This is a genomic window from Streptomyces sp. NPDC030991 (genome assembly GCF_055571235.1).
Genome location: NZ_JBVIFR010000001.1, coordinates 595,808 through 615,248, shown reverse-complemented (window position 1 = coordinate 615,248; position 19,441 = coordinate 595,808). Strand labels below are relative to the sequence as shown.

17 protein-coding genes are annotated in these 19,441 nt (G+C 74.2%); 16 read left to right on the top strand and 1 reads right to left on the bottom strand.

What is annotated here, in order from left to right; genetic code table 11:
* Positions 1–41 precede the first annotated feature (41 nt).
* The 8 genes from ACZ45E_RS02910 (at position 42) to ACZ45E_RS02875 (ending at position 9,774) form a co-directional block, all read left to right on the top strand.
* Positions 42–746 (top strand): helix-turn-helix transcriptional regulator, encoded by a 705-nt coding sequence (locus ACZ45E_RS02910; RefSeq protein ID WP_468216045.1) that lies wholly within the window; start codon positions 42–44, stop codon positions 744–746.
* 238 nt (positions 747–984) lie between these two features.
* Positions 985–4,134, top strand: a complete 3,150-nt coding sequence (locus ACZ45E_RS02905) for a hypothetical protein (RefSeq protein ID WP_468216043.1) — start codon at positions 985–987, stop codon at positions 4,132–4,134.
* The gene (locus ACZ45E_RS02900) at positions 4,131–4,835 is read left to right on the top strand and encodes a Pvc16 family protein (protein WP_468215647.1); all 705 of its coding nucleotides are present in this window, start codon (positions 4,131–4,133) and stop codon (positions 4,833–4,835) included. Before ACZ45E_RS02905 ends, ACZ45E_RS02900 begins: the two co-directional genes overlap by 4 nt.
* On the top strand, positions 4,832–6,919 hold the full coding sequence (locus ACZ45E_RS02895) for an ATP-binding protein (protein ID WP_468215643.1): 2,088 nt from the start codon (positions 4,832–4,834) through the stop codon (positions 6,917–6,919). The genes ACZ45E_RS02900 and ACZ45E_RS02895 overlap by 4 nt, the downstream gene beginning before the upstream one ends.
* A gap of 140 nt (positions 6,920–7,059) precedes the next feature.
* Complete coding sequence (locus ACZ45E_RS02890; protein ID WP_468215640.1) at positions 7,060–8,622, top strand: phage tail sheath family protein; 1,563 nt, start codon at positions 7,060–7,062, stop codon at positions 8,620–8,622.
* Between the two features lie 56 nt (positions 8,623–8,678).
* On the top strand, positions 8,679–9,119 hold the full coding sequence (locus ACZ45E_RS02885; protein WP_164560583.1) for a phage tail protein: 441 nt from the start codon (positions 8,679–8,681) through the stop codon (positions 9,117–9,119).
* Complete coding sequence (locus tag ACZ45E_RS02880) at positions 9,116–9,619, top strand: hypothetical protein (RefSeq protein WP_468215637.1); 504 nt, start codon at positions 9,116–9,118, stop codon at positions 9,617–9,619. Before ACZ45E_RS02885 ends, ACZ45E_RS02880 begins: the two co-directional genes overlap by 4 nt.
* Positions 9,616–9,774 carry a DUF6760 family protein gene (locus ACZ45E_RS02875; protein ID WP_468215635.1) on the top strand — a complete coding sequence of 53 codons (159 nt, stop codon included), beginning with the start codon at positions 9,616–9,618 and terminating at the stop codon, positions 9,772–9,774. Before ACZ45E_RS02880 ends, ACZ45E_RS02875 begins: the two co-directional genes overlap by 4 nt.
* A gap of 174 nt (positions 9,775–9,948) precedes the next feature.
* Here ACZ45E_RS02875 and ACZ45E_RS02870 read toward each other — a convergent pair whose 3' ends face one another.
* Positions 9,949–10,233 (bottom strand): hypothetical protein, encoded by a 285-nt coding sequence (locus tag ACZ45E_RS02870; protein WP_468215633.1) that lies wholly within the window; start codon positions 10,231–10,233, stop codon positions 9,949–9,951.
* 1,468 nt (positions 10,234–11,701) lie between these two features.
* Here ACZ45E_RS02870 and ACZ45E_RS02865 point away from each other — a divergent pair.
* The 8 genes from ACZ45E_RS02865 (at position 11,702) to ACZ45E_RS02830 (ending at position 19,440) form a co-directional block, all read left to right on the top strand.
* Positions 11,702–13,018, top strand: a complete 1,317-nt coding sequence (locus ACZ45E_RS02865) for a DNA polymerase III subunit gamma/tau domain-containing protein (RefSeq protein WP_468215630.1) — start codon at positions 11,702–11,704, stop codon at positions 13,016–13,018.
* Between the two features lie 74 nt (positions 13,019–13,092).
* The gene (locus ACZ45E_RS02860; RefSeq protein ID WP_468215628.1) at positions 13,093–13,518 is read left to right on the top strand and encodes a phage tail protein; all 426 of its coding nucleotides are present in this window, start codon (positions 13,093–13,095) and stop codon (positions 13,516–13,518) included.
* Between the two features lie 67 nt (positions 13,519–13,585).
* Positions 13,586–14,308 carry a CIS tube protein gene (locus ACZ45E_RS02855; RefSeq protein ID WP_468215626.1) on the top strand — a complete coding sequence of 241 codons (723 nt, stop codon included), beginning with the start codon at positions 13,586–13,588 and terminating at the stop codon, positions 14,306–14,308.
* The gene (locus ACZ45E_RS02850) at positions 14,305–16,131 is read left to right on the top strand and encodes a VgrG-related protein (RefSeq protein WP_468215624.1); all 1,827 of its coding nucleotides are present in this window, start codon (positions 14,305–14,307) and stop codon (positions 16,129–16,131) included. Before ACZ45E_RS02855 ends, ACZ45E_RS02850 begins: the two co-directional genes overlap by 4 nt.
* Before the next feature lie 48 nt (positions 16,132–16,179).
* Entirely contained in the window at positions 16,180–16,500 is a 321-nt protein-coding gene (locus ACZ45E_RS02845) for a PAAR domain-containing protein (RefSeq protein ID WP_468215621.1), read from the top strand.
* Positions 16,497–16,919, top strand: coding sequence for a GPW/gp25 family protein (locus ACZ45E_RS02840; protein WP_468215619.1), 423 nt, complete (start codon positions 16,497–16,499; stop codon positions 16,917–16,919). The genes ACZ45E_RS02845 and ACZ45E_RS02840 overlap by 4 nt, the downstream gene beginning before the upstream one ends.
* Positions 16,919–18,880, top strand: coding sequence for a putative baseplate assembly protein (locus tag ACZ45E_RS02835; protein WP_468215617.1), 1,962 nt, complete (start codon positions 16,919–16,921; stop codon positions 18,878–18,880). The genes ACZ45E_RS02840 and ACZ45E_RS02835 overlap by 1 nt, the downstream gene beginning before the upstream one ends.
* Positions 18,877–19,440, top strand: a complete 564-nt coding sequence (locus tag ACZ45E_RS02830) for a phage tail protein (RefSeq protein ID WP_468215615.1) — start codon at positions 18,877–18,879, stop codon at positions 19,438–19,440. The genes ACZ45E_RS02835 and ACZ45E_RS02830 overlap by 4 nt, the downstream gene beginning before the upstream one ends.
* The last annotated feature ends 1 nt before the right edge of the window (position 19,441 follow it).

The following is a 19,441-nucleotide window of genomic DNA, read 5'->3' as shown; positions in this document are numbered from 1 at the left end:
ATCCGCCCCACCTCGAACGCTTCACGAAACAGGTACTGACCATGCCCTGCCCTCAGGCAACCGCCCCTGCCCCCGCGCCCCACGCGCGCACCGCCCGCTGGACGGCGGCCGACGTCCGGACCGAGCGGGTGACCGTGGCCGTCTACGCCCCCGACCCCGTCCTGTACGTCGGTGTCGTGCAGCAGTTGCGCCAGCGCCCCGAGATCGAGCTGGTCGACGACGCCGGCGCGGAGAGCGCCCAGGTGTCGCTGGTGACCGTCGACACGGTGGACGACGAGACGAGCACCCTGCTGAACCGTCTGCGGCACAACTCCGAGACCCGCACGGGCCTCGTGGTCGGCACCTTCGAGTCGGGGGACGCGCTGCAACGGGCCATCGACTCCGGGGTCGCCGCGGTACTGCGACGGGCCGAGGCCGACCAGGACCGGCTGCTGCGCCTGGTGCTGGCCATAGCCAACGGTGAGGGCGTGCTCCCCGGTGACCTGCTGGCGAAGCTGCTCAGCCACGTGGGCAGCCTCCAGCGCTCCACGCTCGACCCGCGCGCCGCCTCCCTGTCGACGCTCACCTCGCGCGAGGCGGAGATGCTGCGCCTGGTGTCGGAGGGCCTGGACACCGCGGAGATCGCACGCAAGACCGCGTACTCCGAACGCACCGTCAAGAACGTGCTGCACGAGGTCATCACCCGGCTGCAACTGCGCAACAGGGCCCACGCCGTCGGCTACGCGCTGCGCAACGGCCTGATCTGAGCAGACGGGGGTTCGAAGACAGGCTCTGACGGCCCGGCCGGGGCCCGCGTCGCCCCGTCGCTGCCCGAACGCCCACCGTCCGCTTCCCCTCGGTGCGTCCCGCGGGACCTGCCGCACCCGGGCCCGCGGGACGCACGATGACGGGTATGTGTGCGACGGCGGTGTTCGGACGGTGAGGTGGCCCGTGACAGGCACGGATGGACCCGACGGTCGGCGGTACCGCCCGGGGCGTATCGGCATGGCGCTGCTGTTGCTGGTACCCCTGTTCGCGGTGACCGCGGCCGCCGGGCCCGGTGACGTGCGGACCCGGGCGGTGGCTGCGGCCCCGGCCGACACCCGGATCGCGTACGCGGGGACCCGGCACCGCAGTCTGGGCCGGGTCAAGACCACCACGTCCTCCGCCCCGCTCTTCGGGGAGGGACCGGCCCACCTCGACGTCCAGCCCTCCGCGTTGGGCGACCGGCTGGTCTTCGCCGGCCGCCGGGACGAGAAGAACCCGCAGGTCTATCTGCGCGCCGCCGACGGATCGGTGCGCAAGCTGACCAGCGGCCGGGACGCGGCGCATCCGCGGCTGACACCGGACGGGCAGGCCGTCGTCCTCGACTCGGCGGAGCCCACCGGTGGCGGGACCCAGCGCGATCTGTGGCTGGTACCCACCGACGGTTCCGAACCGACCCGGCTGACGAACACGCCCGCGAACGAGGAGCACCCCACGCTCTCACCGGACGGGAAGCAACTCGCGTACACCAGTGACGCCGACGCCGCGGCGGGGGAGCAGATCTACGTGCGGCCCTTGGCGGGCGGCACGGCGCGGCGCGTCACCGACCCGGCGCAGGGCACGGCGAGCGAGCCCGCGTGGAACCCGGTGGACGACGACGAGAACCGCGACGTCATCGCCTACACGGCCACAGGACCCGACGGGCCGCGGCTGCGCTGGACCTCGGGCAGCGGCGCCGGAGGCGGTCCGCTGCTCTCCGGCGCACAGGCCGGCTGGCGGACCCACGGGGCAGCGTGGTTGCCCGACGGGGACGGGGTGCTGTTCCTCAGCCCGGACGTCACCTGCGAGTGCGAGGGCGACTGGGACCACGTCTTCCGGGTACCGGCGCACTCCGACGCGACGCCGACACTGGTGCTCAGCGAGGACCGGGAGATCGGCACGGCCACCTGGCTCGGACCGACGGAAGGCGGCACCGCCGTCGTGGACCGCACGTCCGCGGACGGCCCGCACGTGGTCACCCTCCAGGACATCAGGTCGGACGGCTCCGACCCGCGTGACCTCGGTCTGACGATCCTCGGGGAGGATCCGGCCGCCGACACCAACACCGATCCGGCCAAGGACCCGCTCTTCCAGCCGGCGGCCGGACACGACCCGTGGACCGAGCGGCAGAACTACACCCCCGACGGCCGCCGCATCGTGGTGACCCGCTTCGAGGACACCGAAGCGGGGCGGATCGAGCGGATCTGGCTGGTCGACGCGGACGGTACCAACAAGAAGGAGATGCCGCTCGCGGAGCGCGGGGAGAAGGACTGGGACACCGACCCGACGTTCTCGCCCGACGGCAAGTCCCTCGCCTTCACCCGGACTTCGCCCGGCGGCACCGGCGAAGCGGCCGGACCGAGCCGGGTCCTGGTCGCGAACGCCGCCACCGGTGCGATCCAGGGCGAGATCACCCCGCCCGCCGGGGAGGCCACCGGCGGCGACGCCCAGCCCACCTGGTCCTCCGACGGCACCACCCTGGCCTTCACCCGCAACGAGGTGATCGGCGGGAGCGGCGGCAACAAACACATCTGGACCGTGCCGGTGGACCACCTCGACCAGCAGCGCGACCTGAGCGCCACCGACTGCCCCGGCGACTGCCAGGTCATCGACGACAGCCCGGCCTTCTCACCCGACGGACGGACCATCGCCTTCAACCGCAAGAACGGCGCCGGCCGGGTCGACCAGCACAACGGCATCCTGCTCACCTCGCTCACCGGTGACGACTGCCGGGTCCTGCTGCCCGCCGCCGCGCGCGGCCAGGCCGGGGCGTGCGGCCGGGAACTGCCGGACACCTCGCTGACCGGCCCGTTCCAGCCCCGCGACGCCGCGTGGACCGCCGACGGCAGCAGCCTGGTCTTCACCTCCCGCGCCGCACTGGCCGCCAACAGCCCCGAGCACCTGCACCAGGTGGACGTCGCGTCGGGCGCGCTCACCCCGCTCACCACGGACCTGCCCGGACGCCAGAAGGAGCCGAGCGTCCAGCAGTCCGTGGACCTCGCGGTGCAGGCACCCGACACCTCCGGGTCGGTCGTCGTCGGCCGCACCGGCACGATCCGGGTCGACGTGGTCAACCACGGGCCCGCCGCGTCGCCCGGAACCGAGCTGACCGTCGCCCCGCCCACGGGCGTCACCGTCACCGGACTGACCGCGCCCGGCGCCACCTGCGACGCCGCGGCCCTCACCTGCGACCTGGGGGTGGTGCCGCCCGGCAGCACCGTCCCGGTCACCGTCACCGTCACCGGCGTCACCGCGGGCGACCAGCCCGTCGACTGGTCGGTCACCGGCGCCGTCCTCGACCCGAACCCCACCGACAACAGCGACCGGACCGTGGTGCCGGTGCGCGAGGCGCCCGCGCCGCCGGACCCGTCGCCGAGTCCGACGCCGCCCACCACCCCGCCCGTTCCCCCGCCCACACCGAAACCGCCGACCACAGCGCCCGTCCCGCCCGCCCCCGCACCCCCCGCGCAGCCGCCCGCCCCGAAGGCCGGCCCCGGCGTGAGTGTCACGGCGCGACCCGAACCCGGTTACGTGGGCGGCCGTGTCGTCGTCACGTACACCGTCCGCAACGGCCGCAATGCCCTGGCCACCGGGCTCCGCCTGCGCCTGGGGCTGCCCGCCGGCATCCCGAACAATGGGCGGCCCCCGGGCTGCGACGCCGCCTGGGTCTGCGCGCTGCCCGACCTCGCGCGGGGCGCCCAGAGCGTCCTCACCGTGGTACTCACCCCGAAGAAGGCCGTCACCACGCAGGTCACGGGAGCGCTCACCACCAGCGGTACGGACGCCGACCTCGGTGACAACTCCGCCCGGCAGCGGCTGCGGATCCTCCAGCCGAAGATCGTCGCGGTGCCGCCGATCGGCAAGCCCGGCTTCGTGACATCGGTACGCGGCAAGGACTTCCCGCCGGGTGTGCCGGTGCGGCTGCGCTGGAAGCCGGGGATCACCGCCGCCGCGGCGCCGACGGTGCCGGTACCGAACGGCACGTTCATCGCCCAGCTGCTCATCCTCAGCAAGGACCAGACAGGGCCGCGGACCATCACCGCGCGCGGCCCCGGATTCTCCCCGGTGAAGACGGACTTCCTCGTCGTCAACGGCAGTGTGCAGCCACCGGACGAGGTGACCCGCCGATGATCCACGAGGTCGACGAGGGGTTGCGCAGGCTCCTCGACGGGTCCGGGCTCGCGGCGTCCGGCGTCGAGGTCGTCTTCGACGCGCCGACCCGCGACTGGGCGGCCCGGCGCAGCGCCCCCACGGTCTGCGTGTTCCTCTACGACATCCGCGAGGACAACACGCGGCGCGCCAGCAGCAGCGGGGAGCTGTACGACGAGGACGGCCTCGTCGTCGCGCGGCGCGCGCCGGCCCGCTGGTTCGAGCTCACGTATCTGCTCACGGCGTGGGCGAGCCGGCCGCAGGACGAACACCGGCTGCTCTCCGAGGTCCTGACCTGCCTGATCTCCACCGACACCCTCGGCCCCGACCTCCTCACGGGTTCGCTCGCCGAACTCGGCCTGATCGTCGGCCTGGACGCGGGCGGCACCGGGCTCGACGCGCCGGCCGCCTCCGACGTGTGGTCGGCGCTCGGCGGTGAGCTGAAGCCGTCGCTCGGGATCCGGGTGCGGGCGCCGCTCGCCGGGATCCGCCAGGTCGCGGCGCCCCCCGTCACCGAGGGCGTCGTCGTACGTTCCGTGCCGCACACCGCGCCGGAGGCGCCCGATCCGGCGCGACGGTTGCGCTACACCGAGGTGAGCGACCCGGGCCGGGAGGGCTTCGGCGGAGCGCGGGAGCGCCGCCCGCAGCCGGCGCGCCGACGACGAGGAGACCGCCAGCCGTGACGTACACCGTCGAACCCACCGCCCCGGCCGACACCGAGGAGGCGCCCTTCCTGTGGCGGCGGCTGCGGCTGGTGGAGCAGCGGGTGCGGCAGGCCGTGGCGCTGCGGCGCGCCGGCGACCCCGACCCGGACGACCCCTACCGCGGCCAGTACCTCACCCCCGAGGCGGTCGCCCGGATCCTCGACGAGCCGCCCGGCCCCGGGCTGCCCGCGCCGCCGTCCGACACGCCGCCGCCCGGCTCCGTGCTCGACCGGCTCGTACGGGACTTCACGCTGGCGCCGCTCGACCTGGACCTGCTGCTGATCGCGGTGGCGCCGGACCTGGACGCGCGGTTCGAGCGGCTCTACGGCTATCTCAACGACGATCTGACGCGCCGCCGCCCGACCGTGGGCCTCGCGCTCGAACTGTGCGGCCACACCGGGCTGTCCGGCGGCCGGTTCCGGCTGGCTCCCGGCGCGCCGCTCCTGGCGGGCGGCCTGCTGGAGGTCACCGAACCCGAACGCCCGCCGCTGTCCCGGGTGCTGGTGGTGCCCGACCGGGTCACCGCGCATCTGCTCGGTGACCCGGCGCCCGCCGCCTGCCTGACCCCGGTGCTCGGTACGGACACCGTGGACCCGACCGTGGACGCCGCCCAGGTCCGGCAGGCGGCCGCGGCGGCCGGCAGCGGCACCGGCCATGTGCACCTGCGGTCCCGTGGCGGTGCCCCCGAGGGCCTGGCCGGTGCCGCCCTGCGCACCGCCGGCCGCCGCCCCCTGGTCCTGGACGCCGCGGCCCTCGCCCGGCGCCCCGCCGACCTGCCCGAACTGGCCCGCGCCGCCGCCCGAGAAGCCCGTCTGTCCGGCGCCGGGGTCGTCGTCGGCCCCGTGGAGGCGCTGCCCGACAAACCCTCCGAACGGGCCCACGCCCTGCGTACGTTGTGCACGGCGCTGACCGGCCTCCCGCTCTTCACGTACGGCAGCCACGGCTGGGACCCCGAGTGGGCGGCCAGGACACCGGTGACCCTGACCGTGACCGGCCCCACCCCCGAGCAGCAGGCCGCACGCTGGCGGTACGCGCTGGACGTCGCCGCCGACGAGGACGCGCCGGAGACGGACGTCGCCGCGCTCGCCCGGTCGGTGGCCGCGCACCGCCTCGACGCCGGGCAGTTGCGGCGCGCCGCCGACGCCGCCGCCCGCACGGCGGCGCTGGCCGGCCGCCCGGTGTCGTCGGAGGACCTGCGGGCCGCCGTGCGGGCGCAGAACAGCGCGGGCCTCGCCCGGCTGGCTCGCCGGGTGGAGCCTGCGGTCGGCTGGGACGATCTCGTGCTGCCGCCCCGTACCCACCGGGAGCTGCGCGAACTCGCCGTGCGCGCCCGCCATCGCGACCGCGTCCTCGGCGAGTGGGGCATGCGGCCCGGCGGTGGCCGCGGGCGCGGGGTGATCGCCCTGTTCGCCGGGGAGTCGGGCACCGGCAAGACGATGTCCGCCGAGGTGGTCGCCGCCGACCTGGGCATGGACCTGTACGTGGTGGACCTGTCGACGGTCGTCGACAAGTACATAGGGGAGACCGAGAAGAACCTGGAGCGGATCTTCACGGAGGCGTCGGCGGTCAACGCGGTGCTGCTGTTCGACGAGGCCGACGCGATCTTCGGCAAGCGTTCCGAGGTGAAGGACTCCCGCGACAAGCACGCCAACATCGAGTCGGCGTATCTCCTCCAGCGCATGGAGTCCTTCGACGGCATCGCCGTGCTCACCACCAACCTGCGGGCCAACCTGGACGAGGCGTTCACCCGGCGCCTCGACGTCGTCGCGGACTTCCCCGTGCCCGACGGGACCCAGCGCCTGGCCCTGTGGGAACGGTGCCTGGGCGACCGGCTGCCGCGCGCCGACGACCTGGATCTCGCGTTCTGCGCGGACCGGTTCGAGCTGGCCGGCGGCTCGATCCGGTCGTGCGCGGTGACCGCCGCGTACCTGTCGGCCGAGTCCGCCGCCCCGCTGACGATGGGACAGGTGGTGGTGGCGGTCGCCCAGGAGTACCGCAAGCTCGGCCGCCTGGTCCTGGAGAGCGAGTTCGGGCCCTACCTCGCGCAGGTCACCGGCGCGTGAGCCTGCACGCCAGGACCTGGGCGGGCGCCCGCGCGGGCAGGGCGATTGCCCCCGGGCAGGGCGCCGGGGCCTCTGCCACCAGCGGCGATCCGCGACGAGGCTTGGGGTGACCCGGACCGCAGGACCGTGAAGGAGCGAGCATGCCGACGTACCTCACCCCAGGTGTCTACATGGAGGAGGTGCAGTCCGGTGCTCGTCCCATCGAAGGAGTCGGCACCGCCGTCGCCGCGTTCGTCGGCTTCGCCGAGGACGGCCCGTTCCACACACCGACCCTCGTCACGAGCTGGGACCAGTACACCCGGCACTTCGGCGGCTTCACCCAGGGCACGTACCTGCCGCACTCGGTGTACGGCTTCTTCGCCAACGGCGGCGGCGCCGCGTACATCGTGCGCATCGGCGGCTCTGCCGACGACACCTCCGCACCCGCCGTGGACGGTGCCGCCGTTCGGCAGAACCACGCCGTGGCGCGCGGCGTCGAGCTGGGCGGCTTCCTCGTCGCGGCGCGGCCCGGCGTGAGCGGTGTCTCCGTGGAGATCGCCGACCCCGACGGGGAGAACCCGCCCGAGGACCGCTTCAAGGTGCTTGTGCGCCAGGGCGAGCAGGTGGTGGAGACGTACGACGCCTCCCTGCGCAAGAACGTCAAGGGCTATCTGCTCACTCAGACCCGCGCCTCGAAGCTGATCGAGGTCACCGAGCAGCGCGGTGCCACCCAGAGCAGGCCCGCCGCGCAGACGGTGGCGGTGCCCGACGCGCCGGCCGCGCCCGCCCCCGTCGCGGGTGGCGAAGTGGCCAGGCTCGACCCGGCCGAGTACGTCGGCGACGCGGACTCCCGCACCGGGTTCTCCGGTCTGGAGACCATCGACGAGATCACGATGGTCGCCGTCCCCGACCTGATGAGCGCCTTCGAGCGCGGGGACATCGACGACGAGGGTGTCCGCACCGTGCAGCTCGCCGTCATCTCGCACTGCGAGCAGATGGGCGACCGGGTCGCCGTCCTCGACACACCGCCCGGCCTCTCCGCGCAGGCGGTCCGCACCTGGCGCAACGACGAGGCGGGCTACGACTCCCGCTACGCCACGCTCTACTACCCGTGGGTGCGGGTCTTCGACCCGGCCGCCGGGCACAACACCATCGTCCCGCCGAGCGGTCACGTCGCCGGTGTGTGGGCGCGCAGCGACGCCGAGCGCGGCGTGCACAAGGCCCCGGCCAACGAGGTCATCCGCGGCGCCGTCGACCTGGAGCTGCGGCTCAGCAAGGGCGAGCAGGACCTGCTCAACCCGATCGGCGTGAACTGCGTACGGGCCTTCCCCGGCCGTGGCATCCGGATCTGGGGCGCGCGCACCCTCTCCTCGGACCCGGCCTGGCGCTACCTGAACGTGCGCCGCCTCTTCAACTACCTGGAGGAGTCCATCCTCCTCGGCACCCAGTGGGTGGTGTTCGAGCCGAACGACGACCGCCTCTGGTCGAGCATCCGCCGCAACGTCAGCGCGTTCCTCACCGAGGAATGGCGCCGGGGCGCGCTGTTCGGGCAGACCGCCGCGGAGGCCTTCTACGTGAAGTGCGACCGCGACAACAACCCGCAGGAATCCATCGACCAGGGCCGTGTGGTCTGTGAGATCGGTGTGTCACCGGTCAAGCCCGCCGAGTTCGTGGTGTTCCGGCTCGCCCAGTTCTCCGACAGCACCAGCCTCGTCGACGAGTGACGCAGGCCCGCCGGACAAGCAACCTCCAGGACAGCAAGGAAAGGTGACAGACAGTCATGGCAGAGGGCGATGCTCTTTCCACCCATATCTTCGGCGTGCAGCTCGGTGGCTACCTGGTCGAGTCGATCCAGGAGATCAGCGGCCTGACCGTCGAGGAAGAGGTCGTCGAGGTCCGCCAGGTCAGCGCGGAGGGCAAACAGATCATCCGCAAGCAGCCGGGCGCCCGGCAGGCCGGCGAGATCACGATCACCCGGGGACTCGACCAGAGCAGCGAGTTCACCAAGTGGATCAAAGAGACCCTCAACAACGGTGCCGTCGACACGGCACGGCAGAACCTCACCATCGAGATCAAGGACTCCACCGGTGAGACCGTCCGCCGCATCCAGCTGATGCAGGGCTGGGCGTCGAAGTGGGAGGGCCCCTCCCTCAAGGCGGGCGAGTCCTCCGCGGCCACGGAGTCCGTGACCATCGTGTTCGAGGAGATCGTCGTCGAATGAGGCGCCGTACGGTGACAGCGGGCAACCTGGACGAGATCCTCCAGGCCACGGCGCCCGCGACGGACACGGGAGCGGTGGCCCCCCAGCCCCCCGCCGCCGCCCCCGCGCCCGCCCCCGGCCGGGACCACGGGCTGCGGACCGAGTTCGAGTTCGAGCTGCCGCGCGGGTACGTCGACGAGGCGGGCACCGTGCACCGGCACGGCGCGATGCGCCTGGCGACGGCCCGCGACGAACTGCGGCCCCAGATCGACCTGCGCGTCAAGGAGAACCCGGCGTACCTGAGCGTCGTCCTGCTCAGCCAGGTGATCACCCGGATCGGCACCGTCACCGATGTGCACGCCGGGGTCGTGGAGCGGATGTACGCCACCGACGTGGCGTTCCTCCAGGATTTCTACCGCCGCGTCAACAGCGAGGGACACACCCGCGCCGCCGTGACGTGCCCGCACTGCGAGGGCGGCTTCGAGGTCGACCTCTCGGGTGGGCGCCTGGGGGAATCGTGACGTACGCGCTCCCCCGGCTGCGGGAGGAGATCGCGTACATCGCCTACCACTTCCACTGGCCCCGCGAGGAGATCCTCGACCTGACCCACGGCGAACGCCGGCAGTGGGTCTCCGAGATCGCCCGGATCAACACCCGCGTGAACGAAGGCGGTTGAACGCATGGCATGGCGGGACAGGGTGCGTCGCAAGGGGCGGCCCGCCGGACCGGTGAGCCCGGCCGCGCGGCGCCCCGGACCCGACTCCGAGCCCGGCGCCGTCGCCGGGCCGGGCGAGCGGGGCTCCGGCGTGCCCGGCGGCTGGGACGGCGGGTGGCGGCACGCAGGCCCACCTCAACTCACGGTCTCCCGCTCCCCGTTGGCCGTCAGCGACGGCATGGTCTTCCGCGCGGGGCTCGCGGCGTGGCGCGACCCGTCGTTCGACACGGGGCTCGCCCACGGTGTGCTGCCCTCGGCGCCCACCGGACTCGTCAGCGGGGTCACGCGCCCGGCCACAGGTGCGGCTCGCGCCGAGCGCAGCAGTGGCGGCCCGTTGCTGCTGCGCGCGCTGTCACCGGACGGAGGGGAGGCCAACTCCGTTGCTGAGCTGTCTGGTTCAGCCTCTTCGACCTCCGCCACCTCGTCCTCCTCTACGCTTCCGCAGGCGCGGCGCGAGCGGATCGTCCCGCAGGGTGGAGGCCAGACCCCGCACACGCCGGACCCTGCCTCCGCGCGTCCCGTCGGCACCGGCGGCCCGGCGGCGCCCCGGGAGCAGCCCCTGCCGCAGGTCCAGCGCCGCGCGCGAGCCGGGGAACGGGCGCCGGGCGACAACGCGTCCACGCCGAACCCGTCTCCCGGCGCCGCGGGGCCCGGCTCCGGGAAGCCCGAACGCCAGGACCCGGCGCGGGCGCGGAAGGGCCCTCGCAGCAGCCGGGCGCAAGCGGGTGCGGCTGACTCCGCGCACCGGGCGCAGGCGCTGCCGCCGCAGGCTTCGCGGCGGGAACCGCCCCAGGTGCAGCGCCGGGCCGACACCGACGCGCCGCGTTCGGAGGCGGCCCCTCTGCCGCACGCGCAGCCGCAGGTGCAGCGCCGGGCGCAGGGGGACAGCACGGGCCGGACGAGCCCAGACACCGATGCCGGCACCGGAACGGGGACCCCGCGTACAGCATCCCGCGCCTCGCAGGGGCCCAGTAAGTCCGCGCCGGATGACGAGAGTTCAGGTCGAGGCGCCAGTTCGGTGCGGGCCGCGCCTGCTCCCGACCGTGCGGTGGCATCCGCTCAGCGCTCCCTGGTGGCCGGAGAGTCTCCGGCGGTACTGGGCGCCTCGGTTCCGGCCGCCGTGCAGCGGACAGCCGCGCCGGGCGACGCTCTCCCGGCCGCACCGGTGGCACCCGTCCGTTTCCCTCTGGTGCGCAGGATCGCGGTGGTGCCGGAGGCGCGCGCCGAAGCGGCCTCTTCGCAGACGGCCCCCGGGCCCGGACGCCGCCCGGCGCAACAGGCGTCCCGCACGGCAACTGGGGCCCCGCAGAGGGGAATTACGCCCACCCCTGGCGTCCGGCGTATGAACACCGATGCGCACCATGCCGTCTCCACGACGGGTGGGGCCGAGCCCGCGCCGGCCGTCCGCGCGGGTCCCTCGGGCCGTTCGCTGGTCGTCGCCCGCAGCACGGCGGTTCCGGCGCGGCGCATCCCTGCGGTACGCCCCGCCGCCGCCGCCGCCGCCGCCGCCCCCGCCTCCGCTCCTGCCTCCGTTGGCAAGCCGGTGCCTGGAGCAGTGCAGGAGCCCGCACGGCCGTCCGCCCCGAGCCGGACGGACGGGCCCGCGCCGCACGGCTCCGGCCGACCCCCGTTGGGTGCCCCGCTGGCCCAACTCCCTTCGACGGCCGTGCCGTTGCGTACAAGTGAGCCCGTTTCGGGATCGGGTTCCGCAGGGCCTTCCGCGCTGCCCGTCGTGCAGAGCCGGACCGATGACGCCGCTGCCGACCGGGCGCCGAGCGCGACCGGCGCCGGACAGAGCACGCGGCCAGCTCCTTCCCCGGACGCCGCCCGCCCGGGGTCCTCCGCGCAACCGCAGCGGTCCCGGGCCCGTACCGGTCTCGGCGCCCCCTTGTCCGCGCTCCCGGCGAGCGCCGAGGTCCCCGGTGCGAACGCCCGCGCCGTCGCCCCTCCCCGTACGCCCGTCCAACGCGTTCCGGCGGAGCAGGCCCGCCAGGCACAGGCCCCGCTGCTGGGCCGGTCCCCAGCCGTGGACGCGCCGGCGTCGAACCTTCCGGGCGAGCCGCCCGCCGCCACCCTGACCAGCACCGGACGAGGCGCCACCGGGCAGGCCACCACTGGACCGACCGCCGCCGGACCGATCGCCGCCGGGCCGGCCGTCCCAGGCGCGCCGGCCCCGCTCGTACAACGCAGCGCGCTCACCCACGACGTACACGACGCAACGGCCACGCAGACCCCGCACACCACCCCGCACGGCACGCAGGCCACGCCCCTCGGGGGACCGGCCGGGCGCCCGGAGCCGGTGGTGTCCACCCGTGGCGCCTCCCACCCGGCAGGGCCGACCCCCCTGGTCGTCGCACGCGCCGTGGACGGCACCACACACGGCACCGCACACAGCGCGGCCCCCGGCACCGGCGCGCCCCGGGTGATCCGGCCGACCGTGCAGCTCCTGGGCGCACGTCCGCTCGCCGTGAGCACCCTCGCCGCGCCCGTCGCGACCCCGCCCGCCGCGCGCGCGGGCGGGCGCCCCGTCGTCGCCGCGCGCTGGCCCCGCGACGGAGAGCCGCCGCGCGGCGACAGCACACCGTCCGGCGGCGCACGTCCGCACCGGGCCGACATCCAGCGCACCGCCGCTCCCGGTGCCGCGCCGGCGCATGTCGTACGCCCCGCCTCGGCCGCACGCGCGGTCCAGCCGGTCGTCACGAACCCGGGGCCCGGCCCCGCGTCCGGACCGGCCCGCGCGCTGCCCGTCACCGCACCGCAGGCACAACTGCCCACGGTGCAGCCCTCCTTCACGGCACGGCAGACGCAGGAGGCCGCCGCCGGGCCGGTGCCCGTCGTGCGTCCCACGGCGCGGGTCGTCCAGCGGGACAGCGGAACCCCGGCACACCACGAGGGCGCGGGCGGCGCCGCGGCCCCCACCACGAAGACCACCACCGCCGCCAAGACCACCACCGTCACCAAGGGCACCACGGCCACCGAGGGCACCACGACCACCACGACCGCCGCGGGCACGCAGACATCGGCGTCGGCCGCGACGGGGAAGCGGGCCTCCACCGCCTCCGCCGGCTCACAGACCTCGCCCGCCCCCGGAGTCGACCTGGACGACCTGGCGCGGCGGCTGATCGATCCCGTGTCCCGCCTGCTGCGCACCGAATTACGACGCGGCCGGGAACGCACGGGCAGGCCCGCCGACGGCCGCCGCTGAGCGAGCCGGGCCCGCGCGGGCGTACAGGCACCAGACGAGCAGTACCGCACCAGGAACGGACGACGGACGGACGCATGACCGACAACATCTTCGCGACGAGCGTGTTCTTCCGGCTCGCCATCGGCGGCAACGACCTCGGCGCCTTCCACACCTGTTCCGGGATGGGCGCAGAGGTCGAGATGGAGAGCTACGCCGAGGGCGGCAACAACGGCTTCACCTGGCAGCTGCCGGGCCGGGTCACCTGGACGAACATCACGCTCACCCGGCCCGTCACGGCCGACACGGCGAAGATCGCCCGCTGGCTGGACGAGACCCTGCGCAAGGTCGAGCCCAAGGACGGTGAGATCGTCGCGCTCCGCCCCGACCTGAGCCGGATCATCAGCTGGCAGGTCTACGGCATCGTGCCGGTGCGCTGGCAGGGGCCGTCGTTCGACCCGGCCAACTCCGCTGCGGCGGTGGAGACGCTGGAGATCGCCCACGAGGGCCTCTCGCCCTCCTGACCCGACCCCCGAAGGGCGGACCTCACGCGCGAGCCCGTACGCACCCATCCGGAAAGGAACGTCCACCATGTCCCCAGCGGGCCGCGCCAGCCGCGCCAGGGCTCAGCTCACCCTGAAGGAGCCGCCGGCCTCCGTTGGGGCCCGGCCCGGTGGCACGATCGCGCGGCTGAACCTCCAGTTCAACCCGTCGACGCTCGCGCTGAGCAAGTCCACCGAGTGGCGGCGCACGCCGTCCCGGATGGCCGGCGAGTCGGCGCTGCCGGAGTTCGTCGGCAGCGGTCCGCGCAGCCTGAACCTCGACGTGTTCCTGGACGCCACCGCCACCCACGACAACTCCGTGGAGCAGGCGGTGGAGAAGCTGATGAAGGCGTGTGTGCCGACCCCGGCGAGCCTGGGACGCAAGAAGCCGGCCAGCCCGTGGGTGAGGTTCGAGTGGGGGACGGCACGCACCACGTCGTTCGACGGGGTGATGGCCTCCCTGTCCGTGTCGTACACGCTCTTCGACGTGGACGGGAAGCCGCTGCGGGCCACCTGTTCGCTCTCCATCGAGGAGGCGAGCGTCGACCCGCCGGGACAGAACCCGACCTCGGGCTCGCGCACCGCGCGCAGTACGCACACGGTCGTGGCCGGCGACAGCCTCGCGCTGCTGGCCTGGCGGGAGTACGGGGACGCCACCGCCTGGCGGGCCATCGCGGAGGCCAACGAGATCGACGACCCGATGGCGCTGGTCCCCGGCACCGAGCTGGTGGTACCGGGCGCGCGGGACGCGTGGGACGAGGAGGAGTCGTGACGACACCCGAGGCACGCGACGGGCGGTCGTTCGCGGCCGACCCGATCGTCGAGGCACCCGGCGAACTGCCGCCGACCTGGGCGGCGCAACTGGTGAGCTGCGTGGTCGACGAGAACGTCGGCCTGCCGGACACGGCGGTGCTCGCCTTCCGCGACGACGGCCACGAGTTCCTCGGCGCGACCGGCATCACCATCGGGACACCGCTGCGGGTGTCGGTGATGACCGTGAAGGGACGGGCGCGCGAGCGGCTGTTCAACGGGGAGGTCACCGCCCTCGAACTGGACCGGGACAGCACCGGCACCTTCACCGTCGTACGGGCGTACTCCAAGACGCACCGGCTTCAGCGGGGCCGCAAGGTGGTGGCGTACCGGAACATGACGACCGCCGCGATCATCCGGAAGGTGGCGACGGGCGCCGGGCTCGCCGTCGGCAAGGTGGAGGCGCCGGCCGTCACGCACAAGCAGCTCTCGCAGGCCAACGTGTCCGACTGGGACTTCCTGCAGTATCTGGCCGGTGAGTGCGGCGCGCTGGTGCGCGTGGACGACAAGGGCGTCCTGCAGTTCACGCGGCCGGTGAAGGCGTCCGGGGCGCCCGCGCCGACGACATCGGCGACCACCGACCCGATGGTCCTTGAGTACGGGCGCAACCTGCTGGCGCTGCGCGCGGCGCTGACGACCGCCGACGCCGCGTCGAAGGTGCAGGTGCGCGGCTGGGACGTCACCACCAAACGGCCGCTGATCGCGGAGCAGGCGTCGATGGTCAGCGGCACGGTGGTGCCGGGCCTCAACCCGGCGACCGTCAACCGGTTCGGCAAGGCCACCCAGATCACCGTCACCGACACCCCGTACCGCACGCTGGCCGAGACGACGGCCGTCGCGCGCGCGACGGCGCAGCAAGTGGCGTCCGGGTTCGCCGAGTTGGAGGTGGTCGTCGAGGGCAACCCACTGCTGCGCGCCGGGAAGCCGATCGCGCTGGGCAACGTCGGCAAGGCGTTCTCCGGGCGGTACACGACGACGGCCGTGCAGCACGTGATCGAACCGCACGGCGGCTACCGGACGACCGTGTGGGTGAGTACGAGCCCGGACCGCTCGCTGACCGGCCTGGTGACCGGCGCCAACGCGCCGGGCCGCGGCCCGCGCATCCCCGGCCTGGCGATCGGCGTGGTGACCGACGTGCGCGAGGAACCAGTGGGCTCGGACCGGGGCGCGGTGCGCCTCAAGTTCCCCTGGCTGGACGACACCTACGTCACCGACTGGGTGCGGACCGTGCAGTGGGGCGGCAAGGGCGGGGGAGGCGTGGTCAGCCCCGAGGTCAACGACGAGGTGCTCGTCGGGTTCGAACAGGGCCTGCTCGACAGCCCGTACGTCATCGGGGGCCTCTACAACGGCGTCGACAAGCCGTCGCCGCACGACGTCCCGCTCATCGACAAGACGAGCGGGAAGGTCAACCGCCGTTCGGTGGTGTCGCGTTCGGGGCACCGGGTGGAGCTGCTCGACGCTCCGGCCCCCGGCCCGTCGGGGCTGCGCCTGACGACCGGCGACAGCCGCCTCGAAGTACGCCTCGACGACCGCAAGGACCGTATCGAGGTGACCGTCTACCGCACGGCGAAGCAGGCCGCGACCTCCCTCGTCATGGACAAGGACGGCATCACCCTCGACGCGGGCCGGGGCGCCGTCAACATCAAGGGACGCAGGGTGAACATCGAGGGCCAGTCCTCGGTCGACGTCACCGCCCGCAAGGTGGCGGTGACCGGACGGACGGAGACCACCATCGACGGCGGGCTGCTCGGGATCCTCAAGGCGAAGCTCATCAAGATCAACTGACCGCGCCCCGGCCCGCACCCGAACCCGTCCCCCGCACAAGGAGCCCTGATGCCCGCAGCAGCCCGTACCGGCGACCCCAGCAGCCACGGCGGCCGGATCACCACCGCGCCGCCCCCGGCCGCCACCGCCGTGGCACGCGTGCTGATCGGGGGCCTGCCCGCCGCCGTCGTCGGCAGCCTGCACGTCTGCCCGATCGTGCCGCACGCCGCGCTCGGCCCGGCCAACGTCATCCTGCCCAACCCGGCGGCCCTCACCCGGGGCGCCGTCCTCATCGGCGGGTTGCCCGCCGCGCGGATGGGCGACAAGACGGCGTGCGGCGCGCAGATCCTGCCGGGCGCGCTGACCGTGGAGATAGGAGGCGTGCTGTGAGCGAGCGGTTCATCGGCCGCGGCTGGGCGTTCCCGCTGCGGGTCGGCCCCACCGGGGGCATCGCCATGGTCGACCGGAGCCGGGAGATCGAGGAGGCCATCCGGCTCGTCCTCGGCACCGCGCCGGGCGAGCGGCCCATGCGCCCGGAGTTCGGCTGCGGCATCCACGACTACGTCTTCGCGCCGGGCGACGGCGCCACCGCCGGGCGCGTCGCCCAGCAGGTCCGCGAGGCGCTGGAGCGGTGGGAGCCGCGGATCGGCGTGGACGACGTGGTCGTCGCCTTCGACTCGGTGGACGCGGGCACGCTCTACATCGACGTGCACTACACCGTGCGGAGCACCAACGACCGGCGCAACCTGGTCTTTCCCTTCTACACGATCCCCTCGGAGGAGGGGGCCGAGGAAGCGGTCGGCAACTGATGGCCCTGCCCTCCCCGAACCTGGACGACCGACGGTTCCAGCAGCTCGTCGACGAGGCGAAGCGGTACGTGCAGCAGCGTGCCCCCGAGTGGACCGACCACAACGTGTCCGACCCGGGCGTCACCCTGATCGAGACGTTCGCCTACCTCGTGGACCAGCTGCTGTACCGGCTCAACCGGGTCCCGGACAAGAACTACCTGGCCTTCCTCGACCTGCTGGGCATCCAGCTGTTCCCGCCCGCCGCCGCCGGGGCCGAGATCGACTTCTGGCTGTCGGCCCCGCAACCGGAGCTGGTGACGGTGACCGCGGGCACCGAGGTCACCACGGCCGCGGGGGAGGACGAGGACGCCGTGGTCTTCGCCACGGTACGCGAACTGCCCATCGTGCCCAGTGAGTTGGTGCGGCTGGTGACCGCGCCGCGCAGCGGTGAGCAGACCGACAGGACCAACGCGCTCAGCGAGGGCCTCGACGTGCCCTGCTTCCAGGCGACGCCCGAACCCGGCGACGCCCTGCTGTTCGGGCTGCCGACGGCGACGCCGCGCTGCATCGTCGCGGTGCGCCTGGACAGCCGCGTCGAGGGCGTCGGCGTCGACCCGCGCCAGCCCCCGCTGGTGTGGGAGGCGTGGGACGGCGGCCGCTGGCAGCGGTGCGAGACCGGCGAGGACTCCACCGGCGGTCTGAACCGGCCGGGCGAGATCATCGTGTACGTCCCGGCCGGGCACACCGCGTCGGTGATCGGCGGTGCCCGTGCGGGCTGGCTGCGCTGCCGGGTCGTCGAACCGGAGCCGGGCCAGCCGTTCTACTCCGAGTCGCCCACCGTGCGCGAGGCCGCCGTGTTCACCGTGGGCGGCACCGTGCGCGTGGAGCACGCGGAGACGGTCGTCGACGTGCCGCTGGGCGCGTCGGAGGGCGTCGCGGGGCAGTCCTTCCGCCTCGACCGGCCGCCCGTGCTGCTCGACGGGGAGCCGCCGGTGGTGGAGGTGTCCACGTCCGAGGGATGGCGGCGCTGGGACGTCGTGGACCACTTCGGGCATTCGGGACCGGGGGACACGCACGTACAAGTCAACGCCTCCACCGGCGAGTTCATGTTCGCGCCGGTGCTGCGTGAGGCCGACGGCACGCTCCGCTCCTGCGGCGCCGTACCACCGAAGGGCGCCCAGGTGCGCGTGGCCCGCTACCGCACCGGCGGCGGCCCGGCCGGCAACGTCGCCCGGGGCGCGATCAACGTGCTGCGCAGCTCCGTCCCCTACGTGGCACGGGTCGACAACCGTGAGGCGGCGCACGGCGGCGTCGCCGGTGAGACCGTCGCCAACGCCAGGCTGCGCGCCCCCCAGGCCCTGCGCATGCAGGAGCGCGCGGTGACCGCGGAGGACCACGAGATCATCGCCCGCCAGGCCGCGCCCTCCGTCCGGCGGGCGCGCTGTCTGCCGGCCGCCGACGAACCGGGCGCGGTACGGGTCCTGGTGGTGCCGGACGCGGTCGCCGACGAGGGCGACGACCGGCTCCGCTTCGAGCAGCTGATCCCCTCCGACCAGGTCCTCGCCACGATCACCGAGGCCCTCGACGAACGCCGGCTGATCGGCACCCGGCTCGTCGTGGAGCCACCGGTCTACCAGGGCGTCACCGTCGTCGCCCGGCTCACCGCCCCGGCAGCCGACGTCGACCGGGTCCGCACGGCGGCCCTTGCCGCGCTGTTCCGCCACCTCAACCCGCTGCACGGCGGACCCGACGGCATGGGCTGGCCGTTCGGGCGGCCGGTGCAGTACGGGGAGGTGTTCGGGGTGCTGCAACGCGCCGTCGGGGACGTCCTGGTGGAGGACATCCGGCTGTTCGCCGCCGATCCGATCACCGGGCGGCGCGGCTCTCCGGCCGACCGCATCGACATCGGCGCGGGCACCCTCGTCTTCTCGTACCAGCACCAAGTGGTCGTCACCGCCGCGGAGCCGGGGGCCGGATCATGAGCCGCGCCGCTGTTCCCGGCCTGCCGAGCCGGTATCCCATCGGCGGTCAACTGCCCGCCCTGTACGCGGAGGACGACTTCGCGCAGCGGTTCACGGCCGGGCTCGACACGGTCCTGGCACCGGTGTTCGCCACCCTCGACAACCTGCCCGCCTACCTCGACCCGCGGGTGGCCCCGGCCGACTTCCTGGCCTGGCTCGCCTCGTGGGTCGGCGCCGCCGACGACCCGCGCCGCCCGCTGGAACTGCGCCGCGAGGCGACGGTCCGGGCGATGGAACTGCACCGCAGACGCGGCACCGCACGCGGGCTGACCGAGGCGCTGGGGGTGGTGCTCGGCGTCGGCGCGGACGTGGTCGGCGGCGGGGGAGCGGCCTGGTCGCGCACCGCGGGAGCCGCACTGCCGCCCGCCCCGGCCGCCGAGGTCCTGGTCCGGGTCTGGCCCGACCGGACAGCGACCGTCGAGGCGGACCGGGTCCACGAACTCCTCCGGGCCCTGTGCCCGGTGCACATGGCGTACCGGCTGGAGGTCCTGTCCGGGCCGCCCGCCGACGACGGAAGGTGAC

Coding starts and splice junctions, on each gene's coding strand:
- ACZ45E_RS02880 (WP_468215637.1), top strand. CDS start 9,116: ATGAGGCGCCGTACGGTGACAGCGGGCAACCTGGACGAGATCCTCCAG.
- ACZ45E_RS02845 (WP_468215621.1), top strand. CDS start 16,180: ATGCCCGCAGCAGCCCGTACCGGCGACCCCAGCAGCCACGGCGGCCGG.
- ACZ45E_RS02855 (WP_468215626.1), top strand. CDS start 13,586: ATGTCCCCAGCGGGCCGCGCCAGCCGCGCCAGGGCTCAGCTCACCCTG.
- ACZ45E_RS02860 (WP_468215628.1), top strand. CDS start 13,093: ATGACCGACAACATCTTCGCGACGAGCGTGTTCTTCCGGCTCGCCATC.
- ACZ45E_RS02830 (WP_468215615.1), top strand. CDS start 18,877: ATGAGCCGCGCCGCTGTTCCCGGCCTGCCGAGCCGGTATCCCATCGGC.
- ACZ45E_RS02885 (WP_164560583.1), top strand. CDS start 8,679: ATGGCAGAGGGCGATGCTCTTTCCACCCATATCTTCGGCGTGCAGCTC.
- ACZ45E_RS02890 (WP_468215640.1), top strand. CDS start 7,060: ATGCCGACGTACCTCACCCCAGGTGTCTACATGGAGGAGGTGCAGTCC.
- ACZ45E_RS02905 (WP_468216043.1), top strand. CDS start 985: ATGGCGCTGCTGTTGCTGGTACCCCTGTTCGCGGTGACCGCGGCCGCC.
- ACZ45E_RS02835 (WP_468215617.1), top strand. CDS start 16,919: ATGGCCCTGCCCTCCCCGAACCTGGACGACCGACGGTTCCAGCAGCTC.
- ACZ45E_RS02900 (WP_468215647.1), top strand. CDS start 4,131: ATGATCCACGAGGTCGACGAGGGGTTGCGCAGGCTCCTCGACGGGTCC.
- ACZ45E_RS02910 (WP_468216045.1), top strand. CDS start 42: ATGCCCTGCCCTCAGGCAACCGCCCCTGCCCCCGCGCCCCACGCGCGC.